The following is a 15,587-nucleotide window of genomic DNA, read 5'->3' as shown; positions in this document are numbered from 1 at the left end:
AGCCCTTTGAGGAGCTTGCGAAAGAACTTTTTGGCCGCCTGTTTGTTGCGTCGACTCTGGACCAGGATATCAAGGATGTTGCCATGTTGATCAACAGCCCGCCAGAGGTAGTGCTGCTTCCCATTGATCTTGAGAAAGACTTCGTCCAAATGCCATTTGTCACCAGGTTTTGGATGGCGACGTTTGAGTTCATGAGCATACATTTGGCCGAATTTCAGACACCACTGTCGGATGGTTTCATAGGTCAGAGCGACCCCACGTTCAGCCATAATCTCTTCAATGTCGCGGAAACTGAGCGAGAAACGGAAATACAACCAGATACAGTGGCTGATAATTTCAGATGGGAAACGGTATCCTTTGTACAGAGAAGGTCTTGTGTTGTTCATGCCACCAGTATGTCAGAGATTGTGGCTTCTTCGCAAGTTGACAATACCTCGGGAACCAGTGTCCATGGGCGAACAAGCATTGGGCATACAGGAAATGCTGCACTTCGTACGGCAGTGTATTTGGCAACCTTGAGTGCTGCTCAATACAATCCCGTGATCAAGGCATTTTATGATCGTTTACGAGCGGCAGGCAAACCCATGAAGGTCGCCCGCTGTGCTGCGGCGCGAAAGCTCTTACACATTGCCTTTGCGGTCGTCAAAAACGAGGCGGACTTTGATCCGTTGTATGCAGCCAGAGCACAAAAAACGGCTTGATAGTTTGGCACATCAAGAGAAGAAAATGTTTTCTTCTTCATATCCCACATGTTTTTTATTTTTGGTAAGCTGAGCAATGCCCCTCTTGACAAACAATACCGAATCTTACGTAGTGGTACCCCTTCTTTCCCCGCGCATGGCATGGAAACGAGGGCGATTCGCGAGGCATTTGCATCTTGGAAATACACCCGACACGTGCGAACCTTTTATGGCCCTCGCTCGTACCAGGGAACAGTACCTGACGAAAGGAGTTCGCAAAGTCGTGCCCTATGCAAGAAAGAAGCGATGAACAGTTGATGGCAGCGGTTCAAATAGGCGACCAGGTAGCATTCGCCGCATTGGTGACTCGCCACCATGGCCCACTGCTTGGGTATCTCTATCGGCTCGTCGGCGGCGATCGGCATCTCGCTGAAGATCTGGTTCAAGAAACCCTGCTGCATGTGCTGCGGCAGCGCACCTACCAGGCTCATCGCCCATTCAAGCCCTGGCTCTATATGATTGCTACCAATCTGGCTCGCGACTCTTTCAAGTCTGCCGCGGTACGAACGTCGAGGCGAGCATGTCATGAGGAGGAAGCGATGCTCCATCTGTACGATGGTGAGCCTTCCCCGGAAGAACACGCCCTGGCAGCGGAACTGGGCAGCGAGGTGCGGGTGGCGCTCACTCAGCTTGGTGAAGCATATCGCGTCGTGGTCGTGTTGCGCTTTTACCAAGGGTTCAGCTTACAAGAAATCGCTGAGACGCTTCACATCCCGCTGGGGACGGTCAAATCGCGGCTCTCGGTGGGCGTTCACCGTTTGCGTATTCTGCTGGCCCCAGCACAGAAAGGAGTGGACTAGATGCCTCATTCTCAATCCTCCTGGCCGTTTGAGCGACCAGAGCAGTTAACTGACGCGCTGCGTGAGCAGGGAGCCTCGCCAGAAGAATGTGCCGATCTGCTCCCTGCCATGCATCGTCTCTCCGAGTGGCAGGCACCCCAGCCGGAACCCGCAGACACCAGGCGTCTCATCGCCCGGTTGATGACAGCCCTACCAACGCACTCGCCCGTGCGCCAGGCCATCCGCTCCCATCGACAGCACCGCGTGGCTTTCCTGCTGACCACTGCTCGCGCGCAGGTGAGCCTCTTCGGTCTGGACTTCTGGCTGGTGAGTGCGCTCGTCACCCTGCTCGGCGCAGTGGTTGTGCTGAGGAGCAATGTGCTGCCCACTCAGGAATTGGTGCTGCGTGCCAGCGGGCCACTGCTGGCCTACCTGGGAACCCTCGTTGCCTTTCGCGGGAGAGGTATGCGGGTGCTGGAATTAGAGCTGGTCTGCCTGCCCTCTCCGCTCCAACTGGCCCTGGCCCGGCTGGTGATTGTGCTAGGGTATGATATCGGACTCTCCCTCGCGCTGAGTCTGATGCTCTGGGCAGGCGGGGCCGGACAGGTGTTGGCGTTGACGCTTGCCTGGCTCATGCCCCTGCTCCTGGTGGTGGGACTGGCTCTGCTGCTCTCGCTCCGCCTCTCGGTTCAGGTAGCAGCCTCCCTGGCCTATGGAAGCTGGCTGACTTTCCTAGCCATCGGTACCATCTCCCCTCTCCAGATGTTCCTGCTCATGCCCGCGCTGCTCGTGCTGCTCGGCTGCATCGGCCTGGCGCTGCTGGCTATCGCGCTGCTGCGCATGCACGCTGACATGCACCGCCTGCTCCCGTATAGCTGATGTTCGCGAACCTTTTGGAGGGCTGACTCGTAAGAGGGGACGTGCAGCCACTCGCTGCACCTGCAAACTTAGAGAAACAAAAAGGAGAAGATCATGAACGCCACTGTCTTGACCGCGACTTCGCAGCAAACTCGGATGACTGGGCACCAGTATCCATTGACGCGCGTGGTGACCTGGGAGGTGCGTCGCTTTCTCGCCTCCCGCCTCTTCTGGTTTCAAGCACTTGGCTTCTGGGGGTTCCTGCTGCTCATCGTATGGGCGCTCCACGCATCAGGTCAAATTGGTACGGTCGCGGGCAGCGAACAGCTCAGCGCCTACGTTGCTGGGACCAGTGCAGGAGGACTGCTGCGGAATCTGCCCACCTATCTGATCATCCTGGCCCTCCTGCTGCCCTTTATTACGGCTGATGGGGTGACACGAGATGTGAACCGGCGCACCCACGAACTCCTGATGACGACTGCGCTCCCAACCTGGGCCTATGTCCTGGGACGCTATCTGACGGGCCTGATCATGGGTCTGGGGCTGGCGCTGCTGTTGCTCGCCTCCATTCTGGGGATGGGAGGACTGTTGCATCTGACTGACGCAACCTATCCTCTCCCCCAACCCGACGCCGTGCTCCTCCTCTGGGTTGGGATGGTCTTCTCGGCAACGATCCTGGTGAGCAGCGTCGGTTTCTCCATGAGCACCTTGTGGCCGCGCCTGTCCATGCTGATCAAAGCCGTGATCATGATGAGATGGCTCATCGGGGCACTCGTCATCCCCCTCTCATTTCGCGATGCCACTGCCCTGCCTGACTGGTATGTTAATTGGGACCCAACCAGCGGGATCACCGCGCTCGGGCTTCTTCCTGCGTATCACATTGGCCTGAACGCCTCAATCACCACCGAGGCTCAACTTTTGCAGTTCATCCTCAGCGTTGAGAACAAGATGCCTGATATCGCAGGCTGGTTCGTGCCCCACTTGCTGCTGGCCGGTGCCAGTCTGGTGCTGGTGCTGGTCGCGGCCCTCGCTTTCAAGCGCTCCCATGCAACACTCGGTTAATCTCTTCATGCACGGTTGATCATCGGGGCTGCGCATGGGTGTTGACATGGACGTCTCTCTCACTGATGCGAACTTTTTTGGGGACTCTCTCGTAAGAGGGGACGTGCAGTATCCGCTGAACCTATAAACTCGAACAAACGCAAGGAGAATCGTATGCATATCACTGCGCTGACCGGCACCGGGAAGCGTACCCGCTCTCTCGACAAGAGTCTGCGTCCGCTGGCTCGCGTCATGGCCTGGGAACTGCGCCGCTTCTGCGCCAGCCGTCTCTTCTGGCTGCAGGCCCTTGGCTTCTTCTGTTTCTTGCTCTTCCTGACATGGGCCCAAGGGATGCCAGACTCCTTCCGTCACGCGAAAGGGGCGGTGGTGCTCAGTGGCTTTGTGGCCGGAACCAGTGCCTGGGGATTACTTCTGACCCTGCCCCTTGCTCTCGTTCTGTTGGTGCTCCTGCTGCCCTTTGTCACCGCTGATGGCGTGACGCGGGATCTGCAAAGGCGCACGCATGAATTGCTTCTGACGACTGCGCTGCCAACCTGGGCCTATATCTGGGGACGCTACCTGATCGGTTTGGTGATGAGCCTGGGGCTGGCTCTCCTCATGCTGACCGCTCTCCTGGGCATGGGCTGGTTTTTGCATCTGACCGTCCCGGCGTATCCCTTGCCCTCCATCGATGTCGTGCTCCTTCTCTGGATTGGCATGGTGGTGCCAGCGACGGTCCTGGTCAGCAGCCTCAGTTTCGCCCTTGGCACGCTCCTCCCGCGCTCCTCTCTGCTGGTCAAGGTCATGATCCTGGTGGGATGGATCGTGGGGGCAGTGGTCCTGCCCATGGGGTTCGGTGACACTCCCCCTCCTGGCTGGTATGTCAATTGGGACCCCACTAGCGCCGTGACTGCGCTGGGGCTGCTCTCTCCGTATGACTTCAGCGACGCGGCAGCCAGGGCTACCAGCGAGGCGCAGCTCCAGCAGTTCCTTCCCATCGTTGAGAACAAGATGCCTGCGCTCTCCGGCTGGTTTGCGTCGCATCTGCTCCTGGCCGGACTCAGCCTGCTGCTGGTGCTGGTCGCGTCCCTCGTTTTCAAGCGCTCTCGCGAGACGCTCAACTAACGTCGGCTTGTGCGCACCCGCGCAGAACCAAAGAAAGAGAGAACCATGATGGAATTGACGATTGAACGTCTGAGTAAGCGTTACGGGCAACGGTGGGTGCTCCATCAGCTGTCGCTACAAGCTACTCCAGGCCTGCTGGGCCTGGTGGGACCCAACGGGGCAGGGAAAACGACCTTGATGCGCATGATCGCAACCCTGCTGGAACCGACCGAGGGGCGCATTCTCTGGGATGGGCAGGACATTCACGCCCATGGACAGGTGCTCCGGCAGGTACTGGGGTATCTGCCCCAGGACTTTGGTATCTATCCCGAGTTCACCGGACGCCAGTTCTGCGCTACCTGGCCGCGATGAAGGGGCTGCCAGGCGCACTGCTCAAGCGGCGCGTCGATGAGGTGCTGGAGGTCGTGAATCTGGAGCAGGTAGCTGACCACACGTTGCCCACCTATTCCGGCGGCATGAAACAGCGTATCGGGATCGCCCAAGCGCTGCTCAATGATCCAGAACTCTTGATTGTCGATGAGCCGACCGCCGGACTCGACCCCTCCGAGCGTGTGCGCTTTCGCACCCTGCTTGCCAGCCTGACCCGCAACCGCATCATCATTTTGAGCACGCACATCATCAGTGATGTGGAAGCCGTCGCCAACCGGTTGCTGATTTTGCAGCAGGGACGCGTGCTGACCGATACGACGCCAGAGGCGCTGCTGGCAAATACTGCCGGAAAGGTCTGGAGTGTGACCGTCGATCAGGTGACTGCTTTGCAGTTGCAGGAAAGCTATCAGGTGAGCACGATGGTCAATCAGATGGGTGGCGTCACACTGCGCATTGCCAGCCTCGCACGCCCGCACGATGCTGCCGTAGAAGTTTCTCCTAGCCTGGAAGAGGCCTATCTCCTGGTGACGAGCAGGCAAGCCATTCAGATCTGACGGAACGGAAAAGACGGAATTTGCTGTATGAATATTAATCTGACCATTCTGCTCTGGGCACTCCCATCGTTCATTACGCTCGGCGTTTTGCGGGGGAGAAAGTGGCCCGTAAAAGAAATCTTTTCGTTGCTTGGGTGGCGCAGGAGTGCTCTTCGCTATTACCTGGTTGGAGTAGCCCTGGCTCTGGTGATCGGAGGACTGACGGGGCTGACTTTCTGGCAGTTTGCACGAGATCTGCTCCTGCATCCCGCCGCACACACGACGCAAGCGGCATACGCCCATCTCGCTCCTGGCCCAGGAACGTTCCTGTCCATCTTTTTCTCGGAAGCATTCTTCAGCACGTTGGGAGAAGAACTCTTCTTCAGAGGTCTTTTAGGCGGCTGGCTGATGAAACGATGGGGTTTTTTCATGGGAAATACTATCCAGGCACTTCTGTTTGTCCTGCCCCATACGCTTTTGATTCTCCTGGCGAGTCCGCGCTACTGGTTTGTGTTACCCTTTGATCTGCTGGCAGGATGGGCTCTGGGATGGCTTCGGTTTCGTTCTGGAAGTATCTGGCCGGGATGGCTTTCGCATACCCTGGTCAATACGGTCAGTGATCTCTTTCCCCTGCTGTTTTGAGGGGAAATGAGACGCACAGGGATGCCGTGAGTGACAACACGCTCAGGCAATCCTCTTCGAGGAAAATGGTGTTGGAAAGAGAAAGGCGGTTGTTCTTATGCATATGGGATGGAGTTTCTTTCTGCTCTTCGCGGGTATGATTGGCGTGATCGCGCTCTTTGGGACGATCTTCTGGATCTGGATGATCGTTGATTGCGCGATGAACGAGCCATCGGAAGGCAACGACAAGGTCATGTGGCTCGTACTCATTGTCCTGCTGAATCTGATTGGCGCGGCCATCTACTACTTCGCTCGCAGGCCGGAGCGCATGCAAGTCATGGGGCGCTAATCTTGGTGTCCCGCGGGTGACACCATAGGATATTCAGGCTGTCTCTCTTGTCGGGAAGGATGTTCCCTCGCTACACCCAGGCTTGGTCTCCTTGAAGGAACAGCATATCTCAAGAGGAGCGTAGAGAGGACGTTGCTTAGTGGAAGAGCAAGTAACCAGAAAGAAAAAGAGATGAAGCGAACGTGGACATCGGAGGAATTACTTGAACATTTTACCCTCCTGCCAGACGAGTTAGACGCGGTCGGGAACAAATCGGGGGCAACGCGCCTGGGGTTTGCCGTCCTCTTCAAGTGTTTTCAATATGAAGGCCGTTTTTTGCATTCCAGACAAGAGGCGGCTCCCGAAGTGGTGCGCTTCCTCGCAACCCAGGTGGGCGTTGATTCTGCTCTTTTTGCCCAGTAGGCTTGGGAGGGGCGCACCATTGAGGCCCATCGAGCGCAGATCCGCGCGATCACGAAGGTCCGCGAATTCCATCGCGCCGATGAAGAAGCTCTGCTCACCTGGCTCTGCACCGACATTCTTCCGCATGAACAGCATCCCGAACGTCTCCGCGAACTCATTTGTGCTGAATGTCGAACGCGCGAGGTCGATGTTCCTGATGATATCACCACACTCATTGAAACCGGGTTCGCTTCGTATGAAACACAGATCTACGCTGTGGTTATGGCCCGCCTCACGCCTGAAATGCAGAGTCACCTGGACGCCCTTCTGGTGTCTGCTCCAGTAACTGAGGGAGAAGAGGAGGAAGAACTTCCGTTGAACCTGCTACGCTTGGACCCCGGTCCAGTCGGAGTAGAAAGCGCGCTCTCGGAGATCGCCAAGTTGCGCTCGTTGCGTGCCATTGGCTTACCAGCAGATCTGTTTCAAGGGTATACACCGAAGTTAGTGGAACGCTTGCGGCGACGTATTGCCGCAGAGTCTCCTTCCCACATTCGCCAGCATCCCCAGGCGATTCGCTTGACACTGCTCGCAGCCCTGGTCGTCCAGCGAACCCAGGAAGTCACCGATGCCCTCGTCACATTGCTTATCCAGATTGTGCATCGCATCGGGAAACGAGCCGAGCATCGTGTCGAAGCCGCCTACATCAATGACTTGAAACGAGTCGCCGGAAAAACACGTCTGCTCTATCGAATCGCCGATGCTGCTCTGGAACACCCCGATGGGGCTTTTCGAGATGTGGTCTTTCCGGTCGTAAATGAACAGACATTGCGCGACCTGGTGGCGGAATACAAAGCGCAGGGGGGAGCCTATCGGCAAAAAGGGTTCTGTTGCAAAAAAGTACGGAGGAAGCAAAGAAAGCGTGAATGCCCCTCTCACTCGTTTTTAGATTGCCACTCCAAACAGCTTGGCAACCAGTGTAATCTGGCTTCTCACATCACCTTTTCCCACTCCGGGTACTTGCCCTTTGCGTATCATGTTCATCACCTCGAATCCTTGTAAGGTTCGCCAGGCCGTCTCAAACGAGAAAAAGCCCATTCCCGGTTTCGTCAAGCGTTTGATGAAGCGATGATCTTGTTCAATCAGATTGTTGAGGTATTTCACCTGCCGCAATTCTACGTGCGCAGGCAGCACTCCAGCGGCTTTCAAGTCGGCAATGGCCTTGGGATAGGCCGCGTTCTTGTCGACGTTGATCACACGAGGAACTGCCGTGGTGATGGGGTCAGTCGAAGTCAGAGGTTGGGCTACAGGCTCTTCAATTGGATAATTTTGAGGAGCTGAACACGTAGAAACGTGCAGCGCTTTGTCGAAAAAGCGTGTGGCCGCCTCGGCATCACGGGTTGGACTCAAAAGAAACTCCAGCGTGTTCCCCTGCGAATCCACGGCCCGATACAGATACATCCACACTTTCTTGAATTGGATAGGGACACGGCGCAGTATGTTTCTTACGAAGCATCTGTTTCCGCATCCCCTCCGCCGAACCCGCCGTGCAACTCGTCGCTGCAACGGGCTCTCCACGGTCTTTTGTTCTTTCTTAGGGTAATCAAACGGTCCTACGTATCCAGACCTCTCACCCCTCCTTGAACGAGAACCGCTGCCATCCTTCCCCGCAGTCCAGTCATTAGCTGGCTTTCAAAGGGTACTATGATGGCTCTGACTGATGATCTCTCCATCGGATGCAGCTATCTTTGCCTGTCTCGCAAGTGTTACAGGCGAAGAGATCACCTCTCACAAGTTTGGACCCTGACATCCTACGATGACCTTTGGGTGGCTCCTTTAGGCCGAATACAGACACGTCTCGTCTGCCGTGGAAGGGAGGCGCGTTTCTACCCCTGTAACATCGCCTCTTGCTGGAAAAAAACAAAACCAACGTTTTGGTGTAATCAAAGCGTACACCATACCTCCCACTCACGGTTGTCCCTTGTGGGGCGACTCTCCCCTCACCGTGTGGATCTTAACGACCCGTCAAACAGAGCTTTCTTACGTCACCCAGTTTCATCTTTGGCTAGCAAACCGAGTGAGGAGAGAGAGTTTTCTCCTCTCGTCCACATTGTCCAGGCAGCTCTTTCACCTCCGACTGCTCAACCGGAAGCTACGCCTGTAGCCATCAGGCTTTTGGGGGAAAGCCTGAATCCTACCAAAGAAGAAATCTCCTTTGCTTCAGATAATGTCAGTAGCCAAGTTCTTGTCGCACCTTTAATATACGTCTCATCCACTTTCCAGGAGTCGTTGCAGGCTTTCAGGTACGGTCGACAGCGTTTTTCCAGTTCAGGTGCGTAGCGCTGAACCCAGCGAAAGATGGTCGTGTGATCGACAGGCAGACCCCGTTCAGCCATCATCTCTTCCAGATCACGATAGCTGAGCGCATACCGCACATACCAGCGCACGCACAGGAGAATGATTTCGGGCTGGAAATGACGCCATTTGAACGGGATTTGCTCAATCATGATGAAGAACTCCTCTGCTCTGTTCCAAATAAGGAAGAGTTTATCATCACGCCTTCATTCTTGCAACACAACCCGCGAACATGGCCCTGGCAGCAATGGCCTGATTTTCTACCCGCACGCGCCTTCAAACCAGATATTCTCAAAGACGCGCTCGCGCAGATCCTTCGCTGGTACCAGGAAGTAGATGGTTCCGGCATCGCCTAAACCCAGTCCCAAGTCTGGTGCGTAATCGAGTTGCAACAGCAGGACAAGTCGTTTCATCTGCTCTTCATCTTCCATGACATCTGAGGGCTGTTGAATCGTGGGCAGGCCCAACGCGCGATGATTGAGTTCGTCGAAGCGCTCCAAAAAGTCCAGATTTTCGTCCGCCAACCTGCTCTCACCTGTGGCCTCAGCTCTTTTCGTTCCATAGTACCCGTCCAGCAAATGCAGGCCCAATGACCAGGTTGGCTCAAACTTCAGGGCTGCCTGCTTATAGGTGTAGACTTCCTCGCCGGGATCGTATGGCCGAAGAGTCGTGACATCACCCTGCCAGTAGATTACACGCCCTGAGTCCTCGTAGTTATAGTAAATCTCTCCACTTTCATCGCCCAAGCCAAAAAAGTAGAGCATGCCATCGGGCGGCAGCAATTCACGCGCAAAGACAAAGGGGGCGAAATCCTTCAGGCGATACTGTACCAGAAAGGTCAGAGGCGACCCCTGCGCAAAGAGGATATCATCCTTGGTGTAGCGCGGATAGACAAAATCGGGCGGCAGATCCGGTTTTCCGCCAAATTTAGAGCAACCAATCGGCAGTATATCAGCGGGATCCATGGTTATTTTCAAGGTTGGCTGGCGCCTGGCCAGCAGCGTTTCCTCGTAAGCCCCAAGGCCACGTGCCCGAATGGCTTGGGAGATGCGCTCCAATTGGCTTGCCAAATCGTGTTCATACTGGTCCATCTCGTGTTCCTTCACATACATTTTAGGACTACATTCGTTCTCTGCAACCATCGCACGCCAGAACACCTTGTTCGGGCGCAATCGTTTGCCTCATCGCTCGACCCTTTCTCGCTTGCTTGCCTGCATTGATCAACCTCCCGTTGAAGCTCTCCATATGCTCTTTCAACAGGATTTGCTGGCACGACCTCTCACTCAGGCTAATGAGCCTCCTTCGGCAGAGATTCACCTTTTCATATCCCAAGTGTCTTTGCGGCCTCCCTGGACTTGGCTGCCGCTTCGTAATAGGCGGGTGGCAGGAAACTCGGTGCAAAGGTGACCGAGACGCACTGTCGTGCTTTTTGCATCGGAGGTCAGCGGTGAAGCCTCTCTCAAACTTGGTCAGGGCCATCAATGGCTGCGTCCAACAGCCTCATCCGCCTGTCGCTACTGAGGCCACGTTGAGAAAGAGCACTCATTGCACCTGCGGTAAACCAATATATTGTGGTCCCCATAACTTGAGCCAAACCTTCCAGCATCCGCATCTAAGGACATAGCTCTACACTGACAATGGTAATACTCATTGGTCGAAACAGGCATGAAAGAACCACAATTGGCACAGCGATAGAAAATATCGCTGCCTCCCATCCATCTTCCAGAGGGATCGCCGAACACTTGTGGCCCTCTCCCCAGATACTGATATCCCACAACGTGAATCTCAAATGTCGGTTCGATATGGTCGTACATTGGATGCTTCGCTCCTTTTATTGAGCATCTTACCCAGTTTTGGTTCTCCTGACAAGTTTTGGCTGTGTTGCAAGAGGAAGGCAATTTACCCGTGTGGGTGTAAATCCCAACATTAAATTGGCTCATACGCGACCTCGCTGATTCGGCACAATGACTCATCAGTATCAGTCTGATCAGCGGGCTTTTGAAGCTGAGCATTGATCTCTTCAGAAACTCATCTTTTCCCAAGACCATCGGGGTTGCGTAAGAGCCATTAAATTGGTTGCTTTTACAACAATGATCCTGGTGGGCAAGCTGCCCCAAGGAGGTTGCCCACCAGGATCATTGTGGGATTTTCGCCAGGATAATGTTGGGATTTACACCTACTCCTCCTCACCTCTCATTGCGCTGCCTTTTCCTCTCTCTTGTCAACCTCAGCTCTCTCCTTTTGCCCGAAAACCTTCCTTTTGCTCGTTTTCCTTCTCAAATGAAACCAGCATTCAGCCAAACTCATGTGTTCTTCAATAAACTCAACAAGGCATTTTTCAACAGGCTGGGCCGGTTTTGGCACAGAGCAGAAACACATGAGCAAATGGTCTGTCTCACAATGACAGACCATTTGCTCTACCGTACCATAGAACGAAGCTTGGTTTTCCAGTAGCGTGGCGTCAATCCTCTGCTCCGCTCTGCCGAAAGCGTAAGAGCGAACGTCTCGTTGGGAGCAGTTCCAACACCTCTTCCGGTTTTGCAAGCCACATCTGCAAGGCAGAGACAAGAGATGTGATCCCCTCTTGACTCTTTGTCAAAGCGCGGTGATACGCCGTATAAGCTGCATCGTCAGCGAACGAAGCAAACCACACAAAGACATGTTCACCTTCGCGTACTGGCAACGCCGGAAAAGTGTTCTCGCGTGGTTCGGTCACCAAGTGCGCCAAAAGAGTCGCGCCTGCCTCTCGAAGCAGAGGTGCAACATCCTTTTCGAAAAAATCGACAAATTGCGCATCAACCGGTGCATCGAAAGTATACACCGTCGCGATGATCACCCCTGCGGCCTGTTCTTGCGCATCCCTTCTCGGGCGCTTTGCCGAATCGAAGCGAAAACCGGTTATGGCGCGAGCTGGCTTGAGCAACAAGACGTTGTCCACATCAATGATCGTGTCGTTGGCCGCAGTGCGATGCTCTCGCCAGATGGGGCTGGAGTGGTAGAAGCCTTCCAGAGCTGTATGCCGCGTCTGCATATCGGGAAACCCACGCAACCAGACAAATTGATCAGGATGGTTGCGATCGCGAAACTGACCGATAATTTGTGCGCCATATCGCTCTTGCTCTTCGATGAAATGCTCATCAAACAAGGCGATGAAATCGTCGCGCAGACCCGGTTGGTGGATATATTGACGCAATTCTATGATGGGACAACACCTCTCTCCGGCTTGCTCTGGCGTTTGTCTCGCGCTTGTGCAGGATCCCACCTGCGTCTGGGCACGTGTATCTGACATCTCTCAATTCTTTCATGCGCAAAGGCAAGGCGTCACGTGAGCCTCACTTCTCCCGAAACAGCCTCATCGCGTCGCCTATCCCATAAGCGTGCTGAGTGAGTTGCTCATAGGTCCCCTCTGCGCGCAACTCGTTGGCGATCTCCCGCATCAAGCCCATCGTTGCCAGCATTGCCGCTGGTCCGATGCTGATACGAGCCACGCCCAACTTGAACAACTCTGGCACCAGCGGTGCTCCAGGGGCTACCATGATATTCAATGGTCCTGGGATCTCGCACACCAGCGTCTGAATCAAATCTGGCTCGATGACTCCGGGGACAAAGATGCTATCTGCACCCGCCTCAAGGTAGGCTCTGGCGCGGCGCAGCGTCTCTTGCAGGCGGATCGACTCCTCGCCCACCTGAAAGAGATAGGTATCAATACGAGCGTTAATGACCAGGCTCAGTCCTGCCAGCTTCGCTTCCTGGCGCGCTGCCGCTATGCGCGTTCCTTGTGCCTCCAGCTCGTAGAGTGGATGCGTCAGAACTGAGAACACAAAAGATCACAAGGCGTGCTTCATTTCAACCTGAATCTGTTTAGGCGACCAGCAACATGGTTTTCAAGGCATCCAATCGTTGGCAGAAGAGATGACGTTGGTCAGCGAGGGAAACATGTTGCTTTCTCGTGGTCCGAAACCGAAAGAACTGGCGTACCTCGTCAAATGCCCTGCAGAAGCGAGAGGCCGATGTGAAGTTCCCACATCCACGCATCGGGTAATAGCGCTGTTTGATCCCACGATGATCTTGTTCCAGGTGGTTATTTAGGTAGGCATTCCAGCGATGCATGACCTCGCTGCCGAGAATCTCACGAATCGCACGTGGATAGGAGTCATGTCCATCGGTCGTTACCCGCTCCGGGGCGTGACCAACGGTTGCGATAGTTTGGCGGAAGAACTGCTTTGCTGCCTCCATATCGCGTTTCTCACTCAGGCGTGAATCGACCAGATTCCCATCACGATCGAGTGCGCGATAGAGAGAACACCACGTTCCTCGCACGTTGATGTACGTTTCATCTACGTACCATGATGACCCTATGTGTCCCCGCCGCCTGATACGCAAGTGTTCTGCAAGCAAGGGAGCAAAACGAGCTTCCCAGTCTCGGATTGCCTCATGAGTGAAGACCCAACCGCGCTCGAGAAACATCTCAGCGAGATCCCGCAGACTCAGTTTATAGCGCAGCCGCCAGAGAACGACAAGCAGAACGAGATCGGTTGGATATTCCAGAAAGTTGAAAGGCGTGTTGGTGCGCTCATTGAAGATATGGTGGCACCCTCGGCAACGGAATATCCGGTAGCCAAGTGTGGTTTTCCTGTTTTGTTCTCTTGTCGTTACAGACAGGCAATACGGGCAGTTCATCGGGCACGCCTCCCCAAAATGTTTCTGTGCTGATCAGTCTATCACACGCTAGCGGGACTTCGCTTAGAGTCCTGTTCTCAGTTCTGACGCATCCGTTCCAGCAGCAAGGCGCAGAGAAAGTGCCCAACTATCACTTTACTCGTGGCAACATCTTGCAGGGATTGCCTTTCCCCAATGGAATGTTCGACTTTGTCCATCAGCGCCTGCTCGTCATGGGCATTCCGCTCGCACAATGGACGACCGTGATTCGAGAATTGTTGCGTGTCACCGCCCCTGGGGGCTGGATCGAACTGGTCGAGGGGGGCAATACCCTCTATCCAGTCGGGCCATATACCCAACGGTGGTTTGACTGGGCCATGCAACTGAGCAAGCCACACGGCCTTGACCCCTCAAAAATCTCGTTTCTCGGACAGTATGCTCAGGAAGCAGGCATGCGCAATTGCCAGACAACCCCTTTTGATTTGCCCGTTGGCAACTGGGGCGGGCGCATTGGCCTGCTCCTGCAACGTGATTTCCAGGCCATCTATGAGAGTTTACGCCCTCGCTACCAGAAGCAGCTAGGCATTAGCAACGACATCGTCGAGGAGACACTGCCAGCGATGCTCGCAGAATGGGAGCGCATGCATACGCAGTTCCGCTTCTATGTGGTCACCGGCCAACCCTAGTATCTGAGCACACATCACCTCCTTGCGAGGAGACTGGGTAACGTTACGGTCTCCCAGGTGATTTTATGCTTTTGACGCAGGAATGGTGACTGACTGCTGAGTCACCGTGAAAGGGAAGAAGGAGCGCAACAGTAATCTCCTCTTACACCATTTATGCCTCTTATCTGATAATTGCTGGCCATCCTGCTTGTTCCTGGACTAAGTGCATGATAGGATAACCAGAGACGGAACAGAATGAAGTCTGTGAGAGAAAAGAGAAAGAGACGAGAGCATGCAGATAGAGAACAGAGAGCTGGATCCTATCGTGATTGTCCCCTATGATGCCCACTGGCCCGAGCAATTTGCGCAGTTGGCGAAGAATTTACGAACTGCTCTTGGCGATGTAGCCTTGCGCATTGATCATATCGGATCAACATCAATTCCGTCTCTGGCGGCTAAGCCTGTGATTGATATCCAGATTTCAGTCGCTGATTTTGAGCCGCTCGATGCCTTCCGTGTCCCGCTTGAGCGCCTGGGGTATGTGTTTCGTCCCGAAAATCCGGAGCTGACGAAGCGCTACTTCCGTGAGTCTCCAGGACAGCCTCGCACACATATCCACGTCCGTCGCGCCGGTAGCGTCGATCAGCAGATAGCTCTGCTCTTCCGAGACTTCCTGCGTGTTCATGCGGATGTAGTCGCGCAATATGCGGCGTTGAAAACCGAATTGGCCCAGCGATACCGCACTGATCGTAATGCCTATACCGATGCCAAGCATCCATTTATTTGGCAAGTGATTGTTCAAGCTGATGTATGGGCACAATCTATTGGCTGGCAGCCAGGTCCATCAGACGCTTGAGTTCCATCCGCTTAGAGATGAGACGTTCTCTGGCCTTCTCTCTAAGCACTCATACACACATCATGGCTATTTACACAAAACTCTTGACAAACCCCTTTCTCACGGCGAATAGTGGGAATCCCCTGAACGTCTTCGTCATCTCAGTGCTGGTAATCACATTGCTCAGTCTTGGTCTTTCGCTCTCCGTGCTCCCTTTGGGGTCCTCCCCATACAAGCAAGTGATTCTCCCTCAACGAAGGTCAGCCTCTCAAAGAACTCG

The 15,587-nt window shown here is 54.7% G+C and carries 18 protein-coding genes and 2 pseudogenes; 13 read left to right on the top strand and 7 right to left on the bottom strand.

The annotated features are described in order from the left end of the window. Positions 1–386: IS6 family transposase (locus KRAC_RS60195; protein ID WP_040449036.1), on the bottom strand; the 386-nt coding region annotated here is incomplete at its 3' end. Positions 387–407: 21 nt separating this feature from the next. Between KRAC_RS60195 and KRAC_RS60190 the strand changes: the two genes are divergently transcribed. The 11 genes from KRAC_RS60190 (at position 408) to KRAC_RS73485 (ending at position 7,855) form a co-directional block, all read left to right on the top strand. Beyond that, positions 408–701 (top strand): transposase, encoded by a 294-nt coding sequence (locus tag KRAC_RS60190; protein WP_157508449.1) that lies wholly within the window; start codon positions 408–410, stop codon positions 699–701. 296 nt (positions 702–997) lie between these two features. Further along, on the top strand, positions 998–1,540 hold the full coding sequence (locus KRAC_RS60185) for an RNA polymerase sigma factor (RefSeq protein WP_244422672.1): 543 nt from the start codon (positions 998–1,000) through the stop codon (positions 1,538–1,540). Further along, positions 1,541–2,398: a hypothetical protein gene (locus KRAC_RS60180; protein WP_007923705.1), complete on the top strand. Its 858-nt coding sequence runs from the start codon at positions 1,541–1,543 to the stop codon at positions 2,396–2,398. It abuts the gene before it with no gap. Positions 2,399–2,491: 93 nt separating this feature from the next. Continuing rightward, positions 2,492–3,439 carry a hypothetical protein gene (locus KRAC_RS60175; RefSeq protein ID WP_007923704.1) on the top strand — a complete coding sequence of 316 codons (948 nt, stop codon included), beginning with the start codon at positions 2,492–2,494 and terminating at the stop codon, positions 3,437–3,439. Positions 3,440–3,592: 153 nt separating this feature from the next. Further along, a complete protein-coding gene (locus KRAC_RS60170; protein WP_007923702.1) occupies positions 3,593–4,543 on the top strand; it encodes an ABC transporter permease in 951 nt (316 codons plus the stop codon). A gap of 45 nt (positions 4,544–4,588) precedes the next feature. Further along, positions 4,589–4,894: an ATP-binding cassette domain-containing protein gene (locus tag KRAC_RS77985; RefSeq protein WP_274532253.1), complete on the top strand. Its 306-nt coding sequence runs from the start codon at positions 4,589–4,591 to the stop codon at positions 4,892–4,894. Then, positions 4,891–5,466: an ATP-binding cassette domain-containing protein gene (locus KRAC_RS78975; RefSeq protein ID WP_274532252.1), complete on the top strand. Its 576-nt coding sequence runs from the start codon at positions 4,891–4,893 to the stop codon at positions 5,464–5,466. Before KRAC_RS77985 ends, KRAC_RS78975 begins: the two co-directional genes overlap by 4 nt. A gap of 27 nt (positions 5,467–5,493) precedes the next feature. Then, positions 5,494–6,087, top strand: a complete 594-nt coding sequence (locus KRAC_RS60160; protein ID WP_007923701.1) for a CPBP family intramembrane glutamic endopeptidase — start codon at positions 5,494–5,496, stop codon at positions 6,085–6,087. 97 nt (positions 6,088–6,184) lie between these two features. Further along, the gene (locus KRAC_RS60155; protein WP_007923699.1) at positions 6,185–6,415 is read left to right on the top strand and encodes a PLDc N-terminal domain-containing protein; all 231 of its coding nucleotides are present in this window, start codon (positions 6,185–6,187) and stop codon (positions 6,413–6,415) included. A 171-nt stretch (positions 6,416–6,586) separates the two neighbouring features. Then, entirely contained in the window at positions 6,587–6,817 is a 231-nt protein-coding gene (locus tag KRAC_RS80700) for a DUF4158 domain-containing protein (RefSeq protein ID WP_075164705.1), read from the top strand. Positions 6,818–7,072: 255 nt separating this feature from the next. Next, positions 7,073–7,855, top strand: coding sequence for a hypothetical protein (locus KRAC_RS73485; RefSeq protein WP_157508447.1), 783 nt, complete (start codon positions 7,073–7,075; stop codon positions 7,853–7,855). Here KRAC_RS73485 and KRAC_RS60140 read toward each other — a convergent pair. The 6 genes and pseudogenes from KRAC_RS60140 to KRAC_RS60110 all read right to left on the bottom strand — a co-directional run. Continuing rightward, positions 7,739–8,275: pseudogene (locus KRAC_RS60140) on the bottom strand (IS6 family transposase); the annotation flags it as partial. The gene KRAC_RS73485 and the pseudogene KRAC_RS60140 sit on opposite strands and share 117 nt — an antisense overlap. A 773-nt stretch (positions 8,276–9,048) precedes the next feature. Then, a pseudogene (locus KRAC_RS60135) lies at positions 9,049–9,300 on the bottom strand (IS6 family transposase); the annotation flags it as partial. A gap of 108 nt (positions 9,301–9,408) precedes the next feature. After that, the gene (locus KRAC_RS60130) at positions 9,409–10,239 is read right to left on the bottom strand and encodes a YwqG family protein (RefSeq protein ID WP_007923694.1); all 831 of its coding nucleotides are present in this window, start codon (positions 10,237–10,239) and stop codon (positions 9,409–9,411) included. Between the two features lie 1,370 nt (positions 10,240–11,609). Then, positions 11,610–12,437, bottom strand: a complete 828-nt coding sequence (locus KRAC_RS60120) for an NIPSNAP family protein (protein WP_007923692.1) — start codon at positions 12,435–12,437, stop codon at positions 11,610–11,612. Between the two features lie 43 nt (positions 12,438–12,480). After that, on the bottom strand, positions 12,481–12,969 hold the full coding sequence (locus KRAC_RS60115; RefSeq protein WP_052569473.1) for an isocitrate lyase/phosphoenolpyruvate mutase family protein: 489 nt from the start codon (positions 12,967–12,969) through the stop codon (positions 12,481–12,483). A gap of 40 nt (positions 12,970–13,009) precedes the next feature. Continuing rightward, positions 13,010–13,828: an IS6 family transposase gene (locus KRAC_RS60110; protein ID WP_007923691.1), complete on the bottom strand. Its 819-nt coding sequence runs from the start codon at positions 13,826–13,828 to the stop codon at positions 13,010–13,012. 119 nt (positions 13,829–13,947) lie between these two features. On the opposite strand from KRAC_RS60110, the gene KRAC_RS60105 reads away from it, so the two are divergent. Beyond that, complete coding sequence (locus KRAC_RS60105) at positions 13,948–14,493, top strand: class I SAM-dependent methyltransferase (protein WP_040449029.1); 546 nt, start codon at positions 13,948–13,950, stop codon at positions 14,491–14,493. Positions 14,494–14,764: 271 nt separating this feature from the next. Beyond that, the gene (locus tag KRAC_RS60100) at positions 14,765–15,328 is read left to right on the top strand and encodes a GrpB family protein (protein ID WP_007923690.1); all 564 of its coding nucleotides are present in this window, start codon (positions 14,765–14,767) and stop codon (positions 15,326–15,328) included. Positions 15,329–15,587 lie beyond the last annotated feature (259 nt).

The sequence above is a fragment of the Ktedonobacter racemifer DSM 44963 genome (genome assembly GCF_000178855.1).
GTDB classification, from domain to species: Bacteria; Chloroflexota; Ktedonobacteria; order Ktedonobacterales; family Ktedonobacteraceae; genus Ktedonobacter; species Ktedonobacter racemifer.
This window is presented reverse-complemented; position numbering and strand designations above follow the sequence as displayed.